Below are 16,685 nucleotides of genomic sequence, written 5' to 3'. Positions count from 1 at the left end.
GCCACCTCCCGGCCCTGACTTGCCGCCAAGCATGGTCCATCCTTCGGGCCAGGGCGGGAGCAGCCGCCTTCCGGGTCGCGAGAACATGGGATGATAGCTGCATTGATTTTTCCCGCCAATTGAACCCGCTTTGCTGCCCGATCACCAAACAGGCATGACCGCCTCTTCGACCGCCGTCGCCGATCACCATGACGGCCAGCACCCGGATGAGCGATGCGCCGTCTGTTCCTGATCCCCGCACTGCTTGCGGCCGTCCTGTGGTCGGCGGCCTGCTTCGCCCAGGCGCGCGCGCAGCTCGGCCCGCTCTGTACGACCGAGACCACCCCGGCCGACCAGATGATCGACGCCTGCACCAAGATCATCGCGCTGAAGGTATTTTCCGGCGAGAAGCTCGCCACGATCTATTTCTGGCGCGCGGTCGGCTGGAACAAGAAAGGCAACTACGCGCAGGTGATTGCCGACGCTACCGAGGCGCTGCGCCTCAAGCCCAGCACCGCCGTCTACAATTTGCGGGGCTCGGCCTATTTCGACAAGGGCGAGTACGACATCGCGATCGCCGACTTCAACGACGCGCTGCGCATGGGCCCGCCGAGCGGCATCATCTTCCACAACCGCGGCAACGCCTATCGCAGCAAGGGCGACTACACCCGGGCGATCGCCGACTACGACGCCGCGATCAAGGCCGGTCCGAAATCGGCCTTCTCCTACCAGAACCGCGGCTCCTCGAAGCAGGCGCTCGGCGATCTCGACGGCGCGCTCGCCGACATCAATGAGGCGGTCAGGATCGACCCGTCGCTGCCGCAGCCGCTGATCAGCCGCGCCGTGATCTGGCGGGCCAAGGGCGACATCGCCCCCGCCATTGCGGACACGACGGAAGCGATCCGGCTTGCCAAGGCGAAGGCGTCGGTCAACATCATGACGCCACCGGGTAGCGTGCTGATCTCGGCCTATACCCAGCGCGGCCTCGCCTATGAGGCCAAGGGCGATGCCGCGCACGCCAAGGAAGACTACGCGTCGGTGCTCGAGGGCGCGGCCTCCGACGCCGGCAGCAAGGCCAACCAGGCCACCGCCAAGGTGCGGCTGACGCTGCTGAAGGAAGCCGACGCCGCCCCGCGCAAGACCGCGGCGGCGCCCGCCGCCGAGAGCAGCCCTGCCCCCGCACCACCGGCGTCCGCCGCACCACCGACCGCACCCGCAGCCCGCGTGCAGGCCGCAGCCACTGGCCGCCGCGTCGCGCTGGTGATCGGCAACGGTGCCTATGCCCAGGCGAAGGCGTTGCCCAACCCGCCCAACGACGCGCGCGCCATCGCCAGGAGCCTGCGCGAGATCGGCTTCACCGTCTCCGAAGGCCTCGATCTCGGGCGCGACGCCATGCAGCAGACGATCCACGATTTCCTGCGCGAGGCCGCGCGGTCGCAGATCGCGGTGGTCTACTACGCCGGTCACGGCGTGCAGGTCGACGGCCGCAACTACCTCGTGCCGGTCGATATCGAATTCAAGGCGGGCCGGCGCATGACCGACGCGATGGTCGACATGGACACCATCATGGCCGGTCTCGACGATCAGATCCGCACCAACATCCTGATCCTGGATGCCTGCCGCAACAATCCGATGGCGCCGCAGCTGGCCTCCGCGGGCCCAAGCCGCGGCATCGAGGCCAGCTCCGGCCTTGCTGCGCCCGCCTCGCTCGGATCAGGCTCGACGCTCGGCGCCGGCACGCTGATCGCGTTCGCGACCGCGCCGGGCCAGGTCGCGCTCGACGGCGAAGGCGCCAACAGCCCGTTCTCGGCGGCACTGTCGCGCCATGTCGGCACGCCCGGCCTCGAGGTGCAGCAGATGCTGACGCGGGTCCGCGCCGAGGTCGTCGCCGCGACCAAGGGCAAGCAGGTGCCGTGGTCGAACTCCTCGCTGCTCGGCGAGGTCTATCTGGTGGAGAGGTGAAGCACAGCTCTCAACCGTCATTGCGAGCGAAGCGAAGCAATCCATGCCTCCACGTAGGGAAAGATGGATTGCTTCGTCGCTTCGCTCCTCGCAATGACGGAGGAAGCGGTATTACTTGCCCCACACCTCGTTCGCGGCCTCGACCGTGAGCCGCAGCTTGGCCCACTGCTCTTCCTCGGAGAGGATGTTGCCCTCCTCGGTCGAGGCAAAGCCGCATTGCGGCGACACTGCGAGCTGCTCGATCGGGGCGAATTTGGCTGCTTCCTCCAGCCGCCGCTTGATGGCGTCCTTCTTCTCGAGCTCGCCGAACTTCGAGGTGATGACGCCGACCACCACGACCTTGTTGCCCTTGGGCAGGAAGCGCAGCGGCTCGAAGCCGCCGGCGCGGTCGGAATCATATTCGAGGAAATAGCCGTCGTAATTGGTGCCGGCGAGCATGGTCTCGGCGACCGGCTCGTAGCCGCCGGAGGAGATCCAGGTCGAGCGGAAATTGCCGCGGCAGACATGCGTGGTGATCACCATGTCGGACGGACGATCGGCGATCGCGTAGTTGATGACGCGCGCGTAGATCTGCTGCAAGCCATCGGGATTGTCGCCGCGGTCGCGCGACTTCTGCAATTCCTCCGGCGAGCACAGATAGGCCCACACCGTGTCGTCGAATTGCAGGTAGCGGCAGCCGGCGTCGTAGAACGCCTTCACCGCCTTACGATAGGTCTTGCCGAGATCGTGGTAAAACTCCTCGAGATCGGGATAGACCTCCTTCGCGATCAGCTTGCGGCCGCCGCGGAAGTGCAGCACCGCCGGCGACGGGATCGTCATCTTCGGCGTGACATGCGCCTGGTCGGCGTACTTCTTCAGAAACCTGAAGTGATCGAGCATCGGGTGTTGGTCGGAGAAATCGAGCTTTCCGATCACCCTGATGGCGTCGTGCCGGGTTTGCACGCCGGCAAACTGAATGCCCATGTCGGGGTGGAACAGCTCGCAGCCGGTCAGGTGGCTGAGGAAATCGAAGTGCCACCAGGAGCGGCGGAATTCGCCGTCGGTCGCGAGCTTCAGGCCGACCGAGGCCTGCTTGTGCACGACCTTCTCGATCTCCATGTCCTCGATCTTGCGCAGCTCGTCGGCCGAGATCTCGCCCTTCTCCAGTTTGGCGCGGGCCTCCTTGATCTTCGGCGGGCGCAACAGGCTGCCGACCTCGTCGGCGCGGAACGGAGGCTTGGTTCGCTGCATGGTCAACTCCCGGTCGTTTCTAATGTGCCTTGGCCCCGGAGACGCCGAGATGGCGCTCTAGGACGGAGGGATCGGCTTTCAGCGCGCTGCTTGCGGCATCGTGCACGATGGTGCCGCGTTCCAATATCACAACACGGTCCGCGAGCCCCAGAATCTTTTGCGCGTTCTGCTCGACGATGATCGAGCAGATGCCGCCAGACCGCGTGATGGTTCCGATCGCCTTTAACAATTCCTCAACGATGATCGGCGCGAGGCCTTCGGTCGGCTCGTCGAGCAGCAGCACTTTCGGGTTCAGCGTCAGCGCCCGGCCGATCGCCAGCATCTGCTGCTCGCCGCCGGACAGCTGGTTGCCGAAATTGCCGCGCCGCTCCTTCAGCCGCGGAAACATCTCGTACACCCGCTCGACCGTCCATGCGCCGGGTTGCGCGACCGCGGTCATGTTCTCCTCCACCGTCAGTGAGCGGAAGATGTTGCGCTCCTGCGGCACCCAGCCGATGCCGGCGCGGGCACGCTGGTCCGGCCGCATCGCCGTGATGTCATGGTCTGCGAGCGCGACGCTGCCGTCGAAGCGTCTGACGATCCCGACGATCGAATTGATCAGCGTGGTCTTGCCGGTGCCGTTGCGGCCGAGCAGCGCGAGCACCTGGCCCTCGGCAAGCGCCAGCGACATGTCGGGCAACACCACCGCCTCGCCATAGCCGGCACGCAGGCCCTGGATGGAGAGGAGATCAGGCATCGGCCGCCTCGCCGAGATAGACCGCCCGCACCCGCGGATCGCGCGCGACCTCGTCGGGCGCGCCCTCGGTGAGCAGGCCGCCATTGACCAGCACCGAGATGCGGTCGGCGAAGGAGAACACCAGATCCATGTCGTGCTCGATCAGCAGCACAGTGACGTCGCGCGGCAATGCCGCGACCGCCGCCAGGATATCGTGGCGTTCGCTTTCGGGCACGCCGGCGGCGGGCTCGTCGAGCAGCAGCACCCGTGGCCTGGCGGCGATTGCGACCGCGATCTCGAGCAGCCGCTGCTTGCCATAGGGCAATGTCGAGGTGAGTTCGGTCATCACGTCGAGCAGATGAAAGCGCGTCAAAATCTCGGCGATCTCGGCGTTGACGTCGCTGCGCGTCCCCATCCGCCGCCACCAGTCGCTGCCGCGGCCCATCCGTTCGGAGACCGCAAGCCCGATGGTTTCGAGCGGGGTCAGATCGGGATACAGCTGGTTGATCTGGAAGGTGCGCGACAACCCGCGCAACACCCGCTTGTGCACGGAGAGCTCGGTGATGTCGCTGCCTTCGAGCAGGATGCGCCCGCTGTTCGGCGTCAGCACGCCGGTCAGCTGATTGATGACGGTGGTCTTGCCGGCGCCGTTCGGCCCGATCAGCGCGTGGCGGGCGCCCTGCATCACCTTCAGCGACAGATCGCGGGTGACGCGAAGGCCGCCGAAGGATTTTTCGAGGCCGCTTGTTTCCAGCGCGATCGTCATGACACATCGCCCTCGGGCACGGCGACAGTGGCCTTGCGGCCGGCGAACTGGCGGATGATCAGGTTCGGCACGAACAGCACCCAGCGATGGATCCGGGCGCGGCCGACCATCACGATCACGATCAGCACGAGACCGATCCAGAACAGCCAGTATTGCGGGGTGATGCTCTGGAACAGCTCCTGCAACATCTTGAACACGACCGCACCGATCAAGCCGCCATAGAGATAGCCGGTGCCGCCGATCACGAGCACCAGCATCAGGTCGGCGGAGCGCTCGAAAGAAAATACGTCGAGCGAGGCAAGCGCCGTGGTCTGGGTGAACAGCGCGCCGGCGATCCCGGCATAGAACGCAGCCAGCGTATAGACCGCGATCAGGCGGCGGTTGACCGGCACGCCGATTGCGGCCGCACGCAACGGATTGCTCCTGATCGCGCGCAGCGACAGACCGAACGGCGAATGCACGACGCGCCGGGCGAGCAGGAACAGAATGAACAGCACGATCAGCGAGTAGAAGAACCCGGTCTTGCCGAACATGTCGAAGGCGAACAGACCGAGGATCGGCTGCATCTCGATGCCCTGCAGGCCGTCGGTGCCGCCGGTGATGTTGGAAAAGCGCTCGGCGAGCGCCTCCAACAGCAACGCGATGCCGAGCGTGACCATCAGCCGCGTCAGGTCGACGCCGCGGATGATCAGGAAGCTGGTGAGGAAGCCGAGCACCGCCGCGACAAGGCCGGCGACGACCAGCGCAATGACCGGCTCGTTGACGATGCCATGCAGCGCCAGCAGCCCGGCCGAATAGGCGCCGACGCCAAAGAATGCCGCGTGGCCGAGCGAGACGATGCCGGCGTAGCCGAGGATCAAGTCGAGCGACAGCGCAAACAATCCGAGCCGCACGATGTCGGTCATGATCAGGTAGCGCGACGGGAACAGGAAGGCGCAGGCGAGCGCCAGGACCCAGAAGGCGACCTCGCCGATCCGCCAGCGCGCGCTGGCCATGGCATGAGTGGAAACGTCGGACAGCGCGGTCATGTTGGGCTCACCGCGCCGCGGTGCGGCCGAACAGGCCGTTGGGACGCCACAGCAGGATCACGATCATGACCGTGTAGATCACGAAGGGGCCGACCTTGGGCACGTAATATTTGCCGGCGACGTCAGCGATGCCGAGCAGCAGCGAGGCGAGGAACGGCCCGGTGATCGACGAGGAACCGCCGACGGTCACGACGATCAGGAAGTAGATCATGAACTTCAGCGGGAAGTACGGATCGAGCCCGAGGATCTCCGCGCTCAACGCGCCGCCGAGGCCGGCAAGGCCGCAGCCGAAGGCGAAGGTGAAGGCGAACACCCGCGGCACATTGATGCCGAGCCCGATCGCGGCGCGCGGATCGTCGACCGCGGCGCGCAGCCGGCTGCCGAACCGGGTCTTCGCTAGGACCAGTTGCAGCGCCAGCGTGAGCAGGCCGCAGATCACGACGATCATCAGCCGGTAACGCCCGATGCCGACGCCGAACAGGTCGATCTGGCCCTCCAGCGCCGCCGGCAATTTGATGAAGACCCGCGACGATCCCATGATGTAGTCGACCGCCGCCACCGACATGAAGACGAGGCCGATCGAGAACAGCACCTGATCGAGATGGCTGCGGGCATAAAGATGGCGGTACAGCGTGCGCTCCAGCGCGATGCCGATCGCGGCGCTCCCGACAAAGGCGAGCGGCAGCGCCGCGAAGAACGGCCAGCCGGAATTGTTGACCAGCACGGCGCAGATATAGCCGCCGGCCATGGCGAAGGCGCCGTGCGCGAGGTTGACGAAGTTCATCAGCCCGAGCGTCACCGCAAGCCCACAGGCCAGCACGAACAGCAGCATGCCGTAAGCGACGCCGTCGAACAGGTTGGTGAGGATTGATGCCATGGAAAGACGATGAAATCCCGATATTAGCGCGTCATTCCGGGACAGCGCGCACGCGCTGAACCCGGAACCTTTTTCATAACTTCGAGATCCCGGGTTCGCGCTCATGCGCGCCCCTCGATGTGCAATTGCACATCGGGGATGACGCGCTTTCGCGCGTCACTTCTTGGTCTTGCCGGAATCCTTGACGGCCTCGAAGGTCGCGAACTCGACATTGTAGAGCTCGCCGTCGACCTTCTCGACCTTGCGGATATAGATGTTCTGCACGATGTCGCGGGTTTCCGGGTCGATCGAGATCGGGCCGCGCGGGCTCTCCCACTTCATGCCTTTCATCGCTTCGATCAGCTTGTCGCCGTCGGTCGCACCATTGGTCTTCTTCAGCGCTTCATAGATCAGGTGGATGCCGTCATAACCGCTGACCGCCATGAAGCCCGGACGGTTGCCGAATGCCTTCTTGTAGGCGGCGACGAAATCCTTGTTCATCGCGGACGGATGCGCCGCCGAGTAGAGATGCGCCGTCACCGCGCCAAGCGCGGCATCGCCCATGTTGTTGAGCAGATCGTCGTCCATGACGTCGCCGGGTCCGATCACCTTGATGCCGCTCTTGTCGAGCCCGCGCTCGGCGTATTGCTTCATGAAGTTGCCGCCCTGCCCCGCCGGCACGAACACGAACATCGCGTCGGGCTTGGCATCCTTCATGCGCTGCAGGAACGGCGCGAAGTCCGGATTGGCGAGCGGGACCTTGACTTCTTCCACGATCTCGCCGCCGCCGGCGGTGAAGTGCTGCTTGAAGAAGGTCAGCGCGTCGTTGCCGGGCGCGTAGTCGGAGGTCAGCGTCGCGACCTTCTTGATGCCGTTCTTGACCGCCCAGTCGCCGATGATGGTGGAGGACTGCGCCAGCGTGAAGCTGGTACGCACGATATAGGGCGAACGCTCGGTGATGATCGAGGTGCCGGCCGCCATCACGACTTCCGGGATCTTGGCCTGCGTCGCCAAGGGCGCCGCGGCAAGCGCCGCGGGCGTCACGCCGAAGCCGGCGATGAAGTTGACCTTGTCGTTGACGATCAGTTCCTGCGCGAGCCGCTTGGTGTTGTCGGGCACCGCGGCATCGTCCTTCAGGATGATCTCGATCTTCTTGCCGGCGACGGTGTCGCCCTTCTGCTGCATGTAGAGTTTGATGGCGTTATCGATCTGCTTGCCGGTCGACGCCTGGCCGCCGGTCATCGGCAGGATCAGGCCAATCTTGACGGCGTCTTCCGCCCGCGCCGGCACGCTGGCGCACAATCCCGGAAGCACGGCCGAAGCGGCGCCCCACAGCAACATCTTGCGACGATTGAACATCGACATCCCCCTCCCCCTTCTGATCTTCGGCGCTGAGCTTTAGTTCCGGTTGTCTTAACCCAACCATGTCACCGCCAAGCCGCAACGCGACAAGGCGTCTCCCCGTGCCCTCTGTCAATCGGACGATGGATGTGTGTCGCGCGGGACGCGATCGGACCCAACTCAGAAAATGGTATTAAAATACCAAGAACGCCACGAAACTCAATGCCCAAGAACCGATCACGCGTCACCAGAGCACCTTGGCGGTCCCGATCATTTGTACGATCGTACAAACAGCGCCGCGATGTCAACAAACAAGCACAATTGCAGCCGAACGGTCGCGCCAAGATCATCATCCATAAAGACCAGGGCTGTATCCTGCCTCACATGTCGATCTTCTCGCGCCCTATCTCTGTCCTGACTGCCCTCGCGTTCGCGGCCTGTACGCTCGGAGGATGCGGCACCGTGAACCGGAAGCTCTCGGCCGGCATGGCCGACTACATTCCGGCCTGGGCCGGCGGCCTGCCCGCCGACGCGCCGCCGCGGGCAGGTACCCCCGAATACGACAAGTTCATGCAGGAGCGGGAGCGCAAGCGCCTGATGCCTGCGGCCGAGCGCGGCGATGACGCCAAGCCGGCAACGCCACCGCGGGACGCTGCCCACTGAGCGTACGGCCGGACCAGGACAGGCACCGGGTTGTGCCGTGCACGGGATAAACGACAGCCCGACAGACTAGCTGGAGTGATCCTCGCGGATGATTTCGCCGCGGTAGCCGAACTCCACCATATGGACAGTGACGTAGTCGTCGCCGACGAACGCACCCCGTAGGAATCCGGCAGATCGGCGACGGTCAGTACCTCAGCGAATACTGAATAGCTGTCGTGGTTCGGCGCAGCGAGGGTCATGGGAACGCCCGCACCGAACCGCCCGGCACGATGTGGCAGTGACCGAAGAAGGTGTGCCTGATCTTGCTCCGGTGCTTCGTGACGATCGATCGGAACCTGCATCATCGAGCAGGCCGATCCGGTCCAGCGGCGCGATGCGGGTCGGGATTAGATTGTGATGCATGAGCAGGAAGAACGGGCCGTCATGCGCTGGCGTTCCAGCCAGGCCTGCCGCGCCGGGCAAAAGCTGCCGGCGGCCGTCTGCAGGTCGTAGGTGTCAAGCAGCAGGCAGCGGCCGAACGAGGTGTCGTGAACGCCTTGCGCGAACTCGTCTGCGTCGGCGCGGGAAACACGCTGAGGCACCTCTCGCGATGATCATGATTGCCGATGCAGAGCCGCACCGGGATTGAGAACCCGTTCAGGCGTTCGCGCGGCAAGTGATAGTCAGCGAGCTCGCCGATACCCGAAAGATCGCCGAGATCACCATCAGCTCGGCGTCGCGGTGATCGGCAAGCACCTGATCCAGCGCGCTCGAAGTTCTTGCATGGGATCACGGCCAAAGATCGTTCTCCCCGGCGTCGTCAGATGGATGTCGCTCATGTGGATGAGTTTCATGCAGCACCTCGATGCAGGGCGACACCCTAGCCGTCAAAGCGCGACAACCGGAGTGAACGCGGATCAGTCCACGAACACCACGGTCTTGCGTCCGTTGAGGATGACGCGATCGGCGAGATGGTAGCGGATCGCGCGCGCCAGCACCCGGCGCTCGATGTCGCGCCCCTTGCGCACGAGATCCTCAGGCGTGTCGCGATGGCTGATGCGCTCGACGTCCTGATCGATGATCGGGCCTTCGTCGAGGTCGCACGTGACGTAATGCGCGGTGGCGCCGATCAGCTTGACGCCGCGCTCATGGGCCTGGTGGTAGGGCCTGGCGCCCTTGAAGCCCGGCAGGAAGGAATGATGGATGTTGATGCAGCGGCCTGACAGCCGCGCCGACATCTCGTCCGACAGGATCTGCATGTAGCGGGCCAGCACCACGAGATCGGTCTTGGTGTCCTGGGCCAGCTTCCACACCGCGTCTTCCTGCTGCCGCTTGGTCTCCTTCGTCACCGGCAGATGATGGAACGGGATATCGCCGAAATCGAGCGAGCCATAGGTCTCGCGCGGATGGTTGGAAACGATCGCGGTCGGGATCATTTCGAGTTCGCCGGTACGCCAGCGGTAGAGGATGTCGACCAGGCAGTGATCGGACTTCGACACCAATAGCATCACCCGGCGGCGGCTGGCGCGATCGCGCATCTGCCATTCCATCCCGAAACGTTCGGCGATCGCGGCAAAGCCGGTCTGCAGCGCCGCGAGCTCGACCGCGAGGTCGGCCGCGGTAAACACCACGCGCATGAAGAACTTGCCGGTCTCCACGTCATCGAACTGCTGGGCGTCCAGGATGTTCTGGCCGTTATGGGCGAGAAACGTCGAGACCGCCGAGACGATCCCTGGACGGTCCGGACAGGACAGGGTCAAAACGAACTGATGGTCGGGCATGCCAATTGACCAAAGCTTGAGCAGATTGATGGAACGGTCATTTTCGGCCCTCGTCTACACCGCAGGCGGCCTTGCGCCAATCCCGGCGCCGGGGTCAAATCGAACAAATGACGACAATGTTTGTTAGGGTCCATCATGGCTGAACGGCTGAACGGCTACCGCATCCTGATCCTCGAGACGCGCGAGGAGGCGCAGTTTTCCCGCCTGCTCGCCGAACAGGGCGCCGACGTGCTGCAATGCCCGATGTTCACCATCCACGATGCGCCTGATCCGGCGCCGATCGTGGCCTGGATTCGCCGCGCCATCGAACAGCCGCTCGACGACCTCGTGCTGATGACCGGCGAAGGCCTGCGCCGGCTGATGAAAGTCGTGCGCCGGATCGGCGTCGAGCGGGAGTTCGGCGATAGCCTCGCCAAGGCGCGCAAATTCGCTCGCGGCCCCAAACCCGGCCGGGCACTGCGCGAGATCGGCCTGGAACCGCAAATGACGACCGAGAAGCCAACCTCGGAAGGCGTCGCCGAGATGCTGTCGAAGCTCGACCTGACCGGCCATCGGCTCGGCCTGCAGCTCTATCCGGACAAGGATCACGCCAGCCTGATCGGCGCGATCAAGGCACAGGGCGCCGAGGTCGATACGGTGCTGCCCTATGTCTATGACGCTCAGGCCGCCGACGCCAACATCGTCACCGCGATCGAGGAGATGGCGCAGGGCCGCATCGACGCGATCGCTCTGACCAATCTCGGCCAGGTCCGCCGCCTGATCGAGGTGGCACGGGCGCGCGGTTGCGAGGACAGGTTACGCGAGGGGTTCGAGCGTACGCCGATCGCGTCGGTCGGACCGGCGGTATCGGACGAACTCAAGTCCCAAGGCCTGCGCACCGACATCTACCCGGCCGAAGACGCCTTCTTCATGCGGCCGCTGATATCGGCGATGGCGGCGGCGCTTTCAAAGAATCCGCCGCGCGCGACGGCGCGAAGCTAGTGTCCTGAATCAAAAGTTCGGCGGACTCCAAATCGACTCGATGATAGCGGACTCTCCTGATTTGGGGAGGATTGGCGATGGGTCGGCGCTTTGCTCCGCTGGAGCTTGATGAGGTGGAACGTGCTGAGTTGACATCGTTGGCGTCGCGTCGAAGCACTGCTCAGGCGTTGGCGCTGCGGGCTCGGATCGTCCTGGCCTGTGCTGAGGGCGAGCAGAGCAAGGTCGTGGCGGCCCGTTTGGCTGTCGATCCCGACACGGTCGGCAAATGGCGGCGGCGGTTCTCCGAGCATCGGCTTGAAGGTCTTTGGGACGAGCCGCGATCGGGGACGCCACGCACGATTGAGGATGCCCGGATCGAGGCGGTGATCGTTCGCACCCTTGAGACCCAGCCTCCCGGGGCCACCCACTGGAGTTCGCGCAGCATGGCGCGGGCCAGCGGGCTGTCAGTCTCAACAGTACAGCGTATATGGCGCGCTTTCGGCTTGCAGCCGCATCGGTTGGAGACCTTCAAGCTCTCAACCGACCCCGACTTTGTCGCCAAGGTTCGCGACATCGTCGGCCTTTACGTAGCTCCGCCCGAGCGCGCCATCGTACTGTGTGTCGATGAGAAGTCGCAAATCCAGGCGCTGGATCGCAGCCAGCCCATGCTGCCCATGCGACCAGGCCAGCCGGCGCGCCGTAGTCACGACTACAAACGCCATGGCGTCACCTCGCTGTTTGCCGCCCTCGACGTCGCAACCGGCCGGGTCATTGGCAAATGCTATGGACGCCATCGTGCCAAAGAGTTCCGCAAGTTTCTCGATGAGATCGAAGCTGCGGTTCCAGACGATCTGGACGTCCACCTCGTCATGGACAATTACGCAACCCACAAGACGCCGTTGATCCGCAACTGGCTGGCAAAGAGGCCGCGCTGGCACGTCCACCTGACGCCAACCAGTTCATCCTGGCTCAATCAGGTCGAACGCTTCTTTGCACTCATCACCGAGCGTAAGATTAGGCGCGGCATCTATCGCAGTGTGGCGGCGCTACGGGCCGAGATTGCCTCCTTCATCGACCATCACAACGCTGACCCAATGCCGTTCCGATGGACCAAATCAGCTGACGACATTCTCGGCTCAATCGAACGCTTCTGCGCTTACAATCTGCCCGCCAAGGCATAAAATGCCATGAACTTTTGGTTCAGGACACTAGAACCTTTTCCGTTCCGATCGAATCGGAACGGAGCTCTAGATTCTAGTTTTGACGCGTTTTCTTCACGCGAACCGGCGTCCATTTCGCTCGAAAACGCTCTAATCAACCTTGGCGCCGGCGAACTTGACCACCTTGCCCCATTTCTCGGTCTCGTCGGCCACCAGTCTGCCGAAGTCGGCAGCCGAGCCCGGCAGCATGATCGCGCCGATCTCGGTAAAGCGCGCCTTGGCCTTGGGATCGGCGAGGATTTCATTGACGGCCTTGTTGAGCCTGTCGACGATTTCAGGCGGCGTGTTCTTCGGCGCCGCGAGGCCGTACCAGGCGCTCGCCTCGTAACCCGGCAGGAAGTCGGCGACCGGCGGCAGGTCCGGAAGCACGTCCGAACGGGTCGTGCTGGTGACCGCAAGTCCGCGCAGCTTGCCGGATTTGACGTGCTCGGCGCAGGTCGGAAGATTGTCGAACATCACTTGCATCACGCCGGACAGCATATCGGTGAGCGCCGGCGCGCCGCCCCGGTAGGGCACGTGCTGCATGTTGATGCCGGTCAGCATCTTGAACAGTTCGCCCGACATGTGGATCGTCGAACCGTTGCCTGAGGACGCCATGTTGAGCTTGCCGGGATTGGCCTTTGCATAGGCGATCAATTCGGGAATCGACTTGATCGGCAGCGAGGGGTGCACCACCACGACGTTGGGAAAGCGAATGATGCCCGCGATTGGCTCCATCTCGCGCATGAAATCGAACGGCAGCTTCTGGTAGAGCGTCGCATTGATCGCATTGGCCGGCGCGACCAGCAGCAGCGTGTAGCCATCGGGCGCCGCGCGCAGCGCCTGCTCGGTGGCGATGTTGGTCCCGCCGCCCGGCCGGTTCTCGACAATGAAGGATTGGCCGAGCTTTTCCGACAGCCACTGCCCCATCAGGCGCGCCGTCAGGTCCGCCGAACCGCCGGGCGTATAGCCGATCACGAGGCGAACCGGCCGCGCCGGATAGGCCTCGGCAATCGCTTTCCCAAATGTGAGCGGCAGCGCAGCCGTAGCGGCTGCAAGTTGCAGGAACTGGCGGCGTAGAACCTTCATGATGTCTCCTCCGACGCACTGGCGGCTCTTGCGGCACGCTTGGGCACGCGCATCCTAGCCGCGCGGCGTCGCCAAGCCGACAGATATTCTCAGTCGGAGGGCGAGAGGTTCACCGCGTCACTTCGTCTCGCGCAGATAGGCCTGGTACGCGAGGGCGATGCCATCCTCGAGCGAGGTGGTGGCGCGCCAGCCAAGCCTGGCCAGCCGGCCGACGTCGAGCAGCTTGCGCGGCGTGCCGTCCGGGCGCGACGTGTCGAAGCTGATCTCGCCGCGATAGCCGACGGCGGCCGCGACGACGCGCGCGAACTCGGCGATGGTGATGTCCTCGCCGGTGCCGATATTGACCAGTTCGGGCGATGAATAGGTCTTCATCAGATGGATGCAGGCGTCGGCGAGATCGTCGACATAGAGGAATTCGCGGCGCGGCGTGCCGGTGCCCCACACCGCGACGTTGCCGGCGCCCGAAACCTTGGCCTCGTGGAAGCGGCGGATCAGCGCGGCGACGACGTGGCTGTATTCGGGGTGATAATTGTCGCCGGGGCCGTAGAGATTGGTCGGCATCACGCTGATGAAATCGGCGCCGTACTGGCTGCGATAGGCCTCGGCCATCTTGATGCCAGCGATCTTGGCGATGGCATAGGGCTCGTTGGTTGGCTCGAGCGGGCCGGTCAACATCGAATCCTCGCGCAGCGGCTGTGACGCCAGCCGCGGATAGATGCAGGACGAGCCGAAGAACATCAGCTTCTCGCAGCCATGGGCGTGCGCCGCCTGGATCACGTTGCTCGAGATCGCCAGATTGTCGTAGAGGAATTCCGCCCGCAGCGTGTTGTTGGCGACGATGCCGCCGACCTTGGCGGCGGCGAGGAATACGGCCTGCGGCCGCTTCGCGGCAAACCAGGCGTTGACCGCGGCTTGGTCGCGCAAATCGACCTCGCTGCGCGACACCGTCAGGAGATCGGCCTCCTCGCGCGCCAGCCGGCGCATCAGCGCCGAGCCGACCATGCCGCGATGGCCGGCGACGAAGACCGGCTTGCCCTTCAGCTCAAACACCGTGCTTGCCATTGGCCGCGTCCTGCCTGGCCTCGACGAGATCGCTGGCAACCATTTCCTTCACCAGTTGCGAGAACGGCGTCTTCGGCGCCCAGCCGAGCTTGGCGCGCGCCTTGCTGGCGTCGCCGATCAGAAGATCGACCTCGGTCGGGCGGAAATAGGTCGGATCGATCTGCACCAGGGTGTTGCCGGACGCCTTGTCGACACCGACCTCCTCGACGCCCTTGCCGCGCCATTCGATGCTGCGGCCGACCTCGGCGAACGCCAGTTCGACGAACTCGCGGACCGACCGCGTTTCGCCGGTCGCGAGCACGAAGTCGCCGGGCTCGTCGACCTGCAGGATCCTGTGCATGCCCTCGACATAGTCGCGGGCGTGGCCCCAGTCGCGCTTGGCGTCGAGATTGCCGAGATAGAGCTTGTTCTCGAGGCCGACCTCGATGCGGGCGACGGCGCGGGTGATCTTGCGCGTCACGAAGGTCTCGCCGCGGATCGGGCTCTCATGGTTGAACAGGATGCCGTTGCTGGCGAACATGCCATAGGCCTCGCGGTAGTTCACCGTGATCCAGTAGCCGTAGAGCTTGGCGACGCCATAGGGCGAGCGCGGATAGAACGGCGTGGTTTCCTTCTGCGGCACCTCCTGCACGAGGCCGTAAAGCTCCGAGGTCGAGGCCTGGTAGAACCGCGCCTCCTTCTCCATGCCGAGGATGCGGATCGCTTCCAAAAGGCGCAATACGCCGATCGCGTCGGCATTGGCGGTGTATTCCGGGCTCTCGAAACTGACCTGGACGTGGCTTTGCGCCGCGAGGTTGTAGATCTCGGTCGGCCGGATCTGCTGCACCAGGCGGATCAGATTGGTCGAATCGGTCATGTCGCCATAGTGCATCAGGAACGGGACGTTGCCGACATGCGGATCCTGGTAGAGATGGTCGACACGCGCGGTGTTGAGTGAGGACGAGCGACGCTTGAGCCCGTGCACGGTATAACCGAGGCCGAGCAGATATTCGGCGAGATACGCGCCGTCCTGCCCGGTGACGCCGGTGATCAACGCAACGCGCCGCTTCGAGTCCTGAGCCGCCGAATCCTTAACTGCCATGTCATCTCCAGAGATCGCGCAAACAGCGCGCCGACGAGGCCGGTCTGTAGCATCCGGCCTGCTCCAAGTCTAACATCACAATTGCTGAATCGGGGCTTCAGCGCCCCCGAAAATGGTTAAATGCGGCCTGGATCCCATCATTCCCCGTAGCGGCGCAACCGGTCGAGGTTGAGGATGGTCACCCCGCCATAGTCGAGCCGCAACAGCCCCTCGCGCTCCAGCCGCTTCAGGCACTGGTTGGCGTTCTGCCGGGAGATCCCCGACAGCGCCCCGATCTCCTCCTGGGTGATCTCCAGGTGCAGGGTGAGGTCGGGGTAGAGAATCGGATTGAACAGCGAGGCGATCGAGCGCGCCAGCCGCGCGGTGGCATCCAGCGTGCGGCCATATTCGAGCAGCGCAATGAACTGGCCGAGCCGCTCATTGAGCGAGCCGACCAGGAACCGGTTGAAGCCGACACTGTTCTCGAACAGCCAGACGAAGGTCCGGCGATCCATCATCGCCAGTCGCGTGTCGCGCAGCGCGACCACATCGTAGCGCCGGGGCTCATTCTTGAGCACGGTCCCCTCGCCGAACCACGCGCCTGCGGTGAGACCCGCGAAACTCGCCGCCTTGCCGCCGCGCGAGACGATGCCCATGCGCGCCAGCCCGGTGACGATGCCGGTCCAGTACTGAAAATTGTCGCCGCGCATGAAGATGAATTCGTTGGCGCGATAGGATTTCTCGGAAATGCCGGCGCGCGCGATTTCGATTTCTTGCTCGCTCAGTTCGCGCGACCAGGCCGCGATGCGCCTCAGGTAATCAGCAGCAATCATTCTAGCGACGGCGTCCTACCCCAAGAGACTGCAACGATATTGCACCGCAGCAACGCCGTGCGCGAAGCCAGGGACCCGAGGCCTGGAATGCCAGCGAAAATTCCTGACCAAATGTCGGGCACATGACAATTCAACCTATCGCTTTCTCGTATTCAGAGCCACCTCGCGTAACGTCGCGCAGC

General features: G+C 64.2%; 15 protein-coding genes. 4 read left to right on the top strand and 11 right to left on the bottom strand.

What is annotated here, in order from left to right; genetic code table 11:
• Nucleotides 1–213 precede the first annotated feature (213 nt).
• Nucleotides 214–1,941: a caspase family protein gene (locus ACVIYL_RS25850; RefSeq protein ID WP_456780180.1), complete on the top strand. Its 1,728-nt coding sequence runs from the start codon at nucleotides 214–216 to the stop codon at nucleotides 1,939–1,941.
• Nucleotides 1,942–2,052: 111 nt separating this feature from the next.
• Here ACVIYL_RS25850 and ACVIYL_RS25845 read toward each other — a convergent pair whose 3' ends face one another.
• The 6 genes from ACVIYL_RS25845 to ACVIYL_RS25820 all read right to left on the bottom strand — a co-directional run bounded on the left by ACVIYL_RS25845 (nucleotide 2,053) and on the right by ACVIYL_RS25820 (nucleotide 7,895).
• The gene (locus ACVIYL_RS25845) at nucleotides 2,053–3,171 is read right to left on the bottom strand and encodes a cobalamin-independent methionine synthase II family protein (protein ID WP_456780179.1); all 1,119 of its coding nucleotides are present in this window, start codon (nucleotides 3,169–3,171) and stop codon (nucleotides 2,053–2,055) included.
• Nucleotides 3,172–3,190: 19 nt separating this feature from the next.
• Nucleotides 3,191–3,907, bottom strand: coding sequence for an ABC transporter ATP-binding protein (locus ACVIYL_RS25840; RefSeq protein ID WP_229161355.1), 717 nt, complete (start codon nucleotides 3,905–3,907; stop codon nucleotides 3,191–3,193).
• The gene (locus ACVIYL_RS25835; protein ID WP_229161357.1) at nucleotides 3,900–4,652 is read right to left on the bottom strand and encodes an ABC transporter ATP-binding protein; all 753 of its coding nucleotides are present in this window, start codon (nucleotides 4,650–4,652) and stop codon (nucleotides 3,900–3,902) included. Before ACVIYL_RS25835 ends, ACVIYL_RS25840 begins: the two co-directional genes overlap by 8 nt.
• Nucleotides 4,649–5,680 (bottom strand): branched-chain amino acid ABC transporter permease, encoded by a 1,032-nt coding sequence (locus ACVIYL_RS25830; protein WP_456780178.1) that lies wholly within the window; start codon nucleotides 5,678–5,680, stop codon nucleotides 4,649–4,651. Before ACVIYL_RS25830 ends, ACVIYL_RS25835 begins: the two co-directional genes overlap by 4 nt.
• Before the next feature lie 7 nt (nucleotides 5,681–5,687).
• On the bottom strand, nucleotides 5,688–6,557 hold the full coding sequence (locus ACVIYL_RS25825; protein WP_456780177.1) for a branched-chain amino acid ABC transporter permease: 870 nt from the start codon (nucleotides 6,555–6,557) through the stop codon (nucleotides 5,688–5,690).
• Between the two features lie 156 nt (nucleotides 6,558–6,713).
• Nucleotides 6,714–7,895: an ABC transporter substrate-binding protein gene (locus ACVIYL_RS25820; RefSeq protein WP_456780176.1), complete on the bottom strand. Its 1,182-nt coding sequence runs from the start codon at nucleotides 7,893–7,895 to the stop codon at nucleotides 6,714–6,716.
• 366 nt (nucleotides 7,896–8,261) lie between these two features.
• On the opposite strand from ACVIYL_RS25820, the gene ACVIYL_RS25815 reads away from it, so the two are divergent.
• Nucleotides 8,262–8,540 (top strand): hypothetical protein, encoded by a 279-nt coding sequence (locus tag ACVIYL_RS25815; protein WP_456781890.1) that lies wholly within the window; start codon nucleotides 8,262–8,264, stop codon nucleotides 8,538–8,540.
• A gap of 896 nt (nucleotides 8,541–9,436) precedes the next feature.
• Here ACVIYL_RS25815 and purU read toward each other — a convergent pair.
• Entirely contained in the window at nucleotides 9,437–10,300 is an 864-nt protein-coding gene (purU, locus tag ACVIYL_RS25810) for a formyltetrahydrofolate deformylase (protein WP_028338332.1), read from the bottom strand.
• Nucleotides 10,301–10,435: 135 nt separating this feature from the next.
• Between purU and ACVIYL_RS25805 the strand changes: the two genes are divergently transcribed.
• On the top strand, nucleotides 10,436–11,281 hold the full coding sequence (locus tag ACVIYL_RS25805; RefSeq protein WP_431014814.1) for a uroporphyrinogen-III synthase: 846 nt from the start codon (nucleotides 10,436–10,438) through the stop codon (nucleotides 11,279–11,281).
• A gap of 77 nt (nucleotides 11,282–11,358) precedes the next feature.
• Nucleotides 11,359–12,441, top strand: a complete 1,083-nt coding sequence (locus ACVIYL_RS25800) for an IS630 family transposase (protein WP_253604297.1) — start codon at nucleotides 11,359–11,361, stop codon at nucleotides 12,439–12,441.
• A gap of 129 nt (nucleotides 12,442–12,570) precedes the next feature.
• Here the strand turns inward: ACVIYL_RS25800 and ACVIYL_RS25795 are convergent, their stop codons facing one another.
• The 4 genes from ACVIYL_RS25795 to ACVIYL_RS25780 all read right to left on the bottom strand — a co-directional run bounded on the left by ACVIYL_RS25795 (nucleotide 12,571) and on the right by ACVIYL_RS25780 (nucleotide 16,503).
• Nucleotides 12,571–13,548 carry a tripartite tricarboxylate transporter substrate binding protein gene (locus ACVIYL_RS25795; protein ID WP_028338334.1) on the bottom strand — a complete coding sequence of 326 codons (978 nt, stop codon included), beginning with the start codon at nucleotides 13,546–13,548 and terminating at the stop codon, nucleotides 12,571–12,573.
• A gap of 117 nt (nucleotides 13,549–13,665) precedes the next feature.
• Nucleotides 13,666–14,610 carry a GDP-L-fucose synthase gene (fcl, locus tag ACVIYL_RS25790; protein ID WP_456780175.1) on the bottom strand — a complete coding sequence of 315 codons (945 nt, stop codon included), beginning with the start codon at nucleotides 14,608–14,610 and terminating at the stop codon, nucleotides 13,666–13,668.
• A complete protein-coding gene (gmd, locus tag ACVIYL_RS25785; RefSeq protein WP_456780174.1) occupies nucleotides 14,591–15,691 on the bottom strand; it encodes a GDP-mannose 4,6-dehydratase in 1,101 nt (366 codons plus the stop codon). The genes fcl and gmd overlap by 20 nt, the downstream gene beginning before the upstream one ends.
• A 137-nt stretch (nucleotides 15,692–15,828) precedes the next feature.
• The gene (locus ACVIYL_RS25780) at nucleotides 15,829–16,503 is read right to left on the bottom strand and encodes a Crp/Fnr family transcriptional regulator (protein ID WP_456780173.1); all 675 of its coding nucleotides are present in this window, start codon (nucleotides 16,501–16,503) and stop codon (nucleotides 15,829–15,831) included.
• Nucleotides 16,504–16,685: the final 182 nt, after the last annotated feature.

It is taken from the genome of Bradyrhizobium sp. USDA 3315 (genome assembly GCF_054056795.1).
The sequence above is the reverse complement of the archived record's forward strand: the minus strand, read 5'-3'. Positions and strand labels throughout refer to the sequence as shown.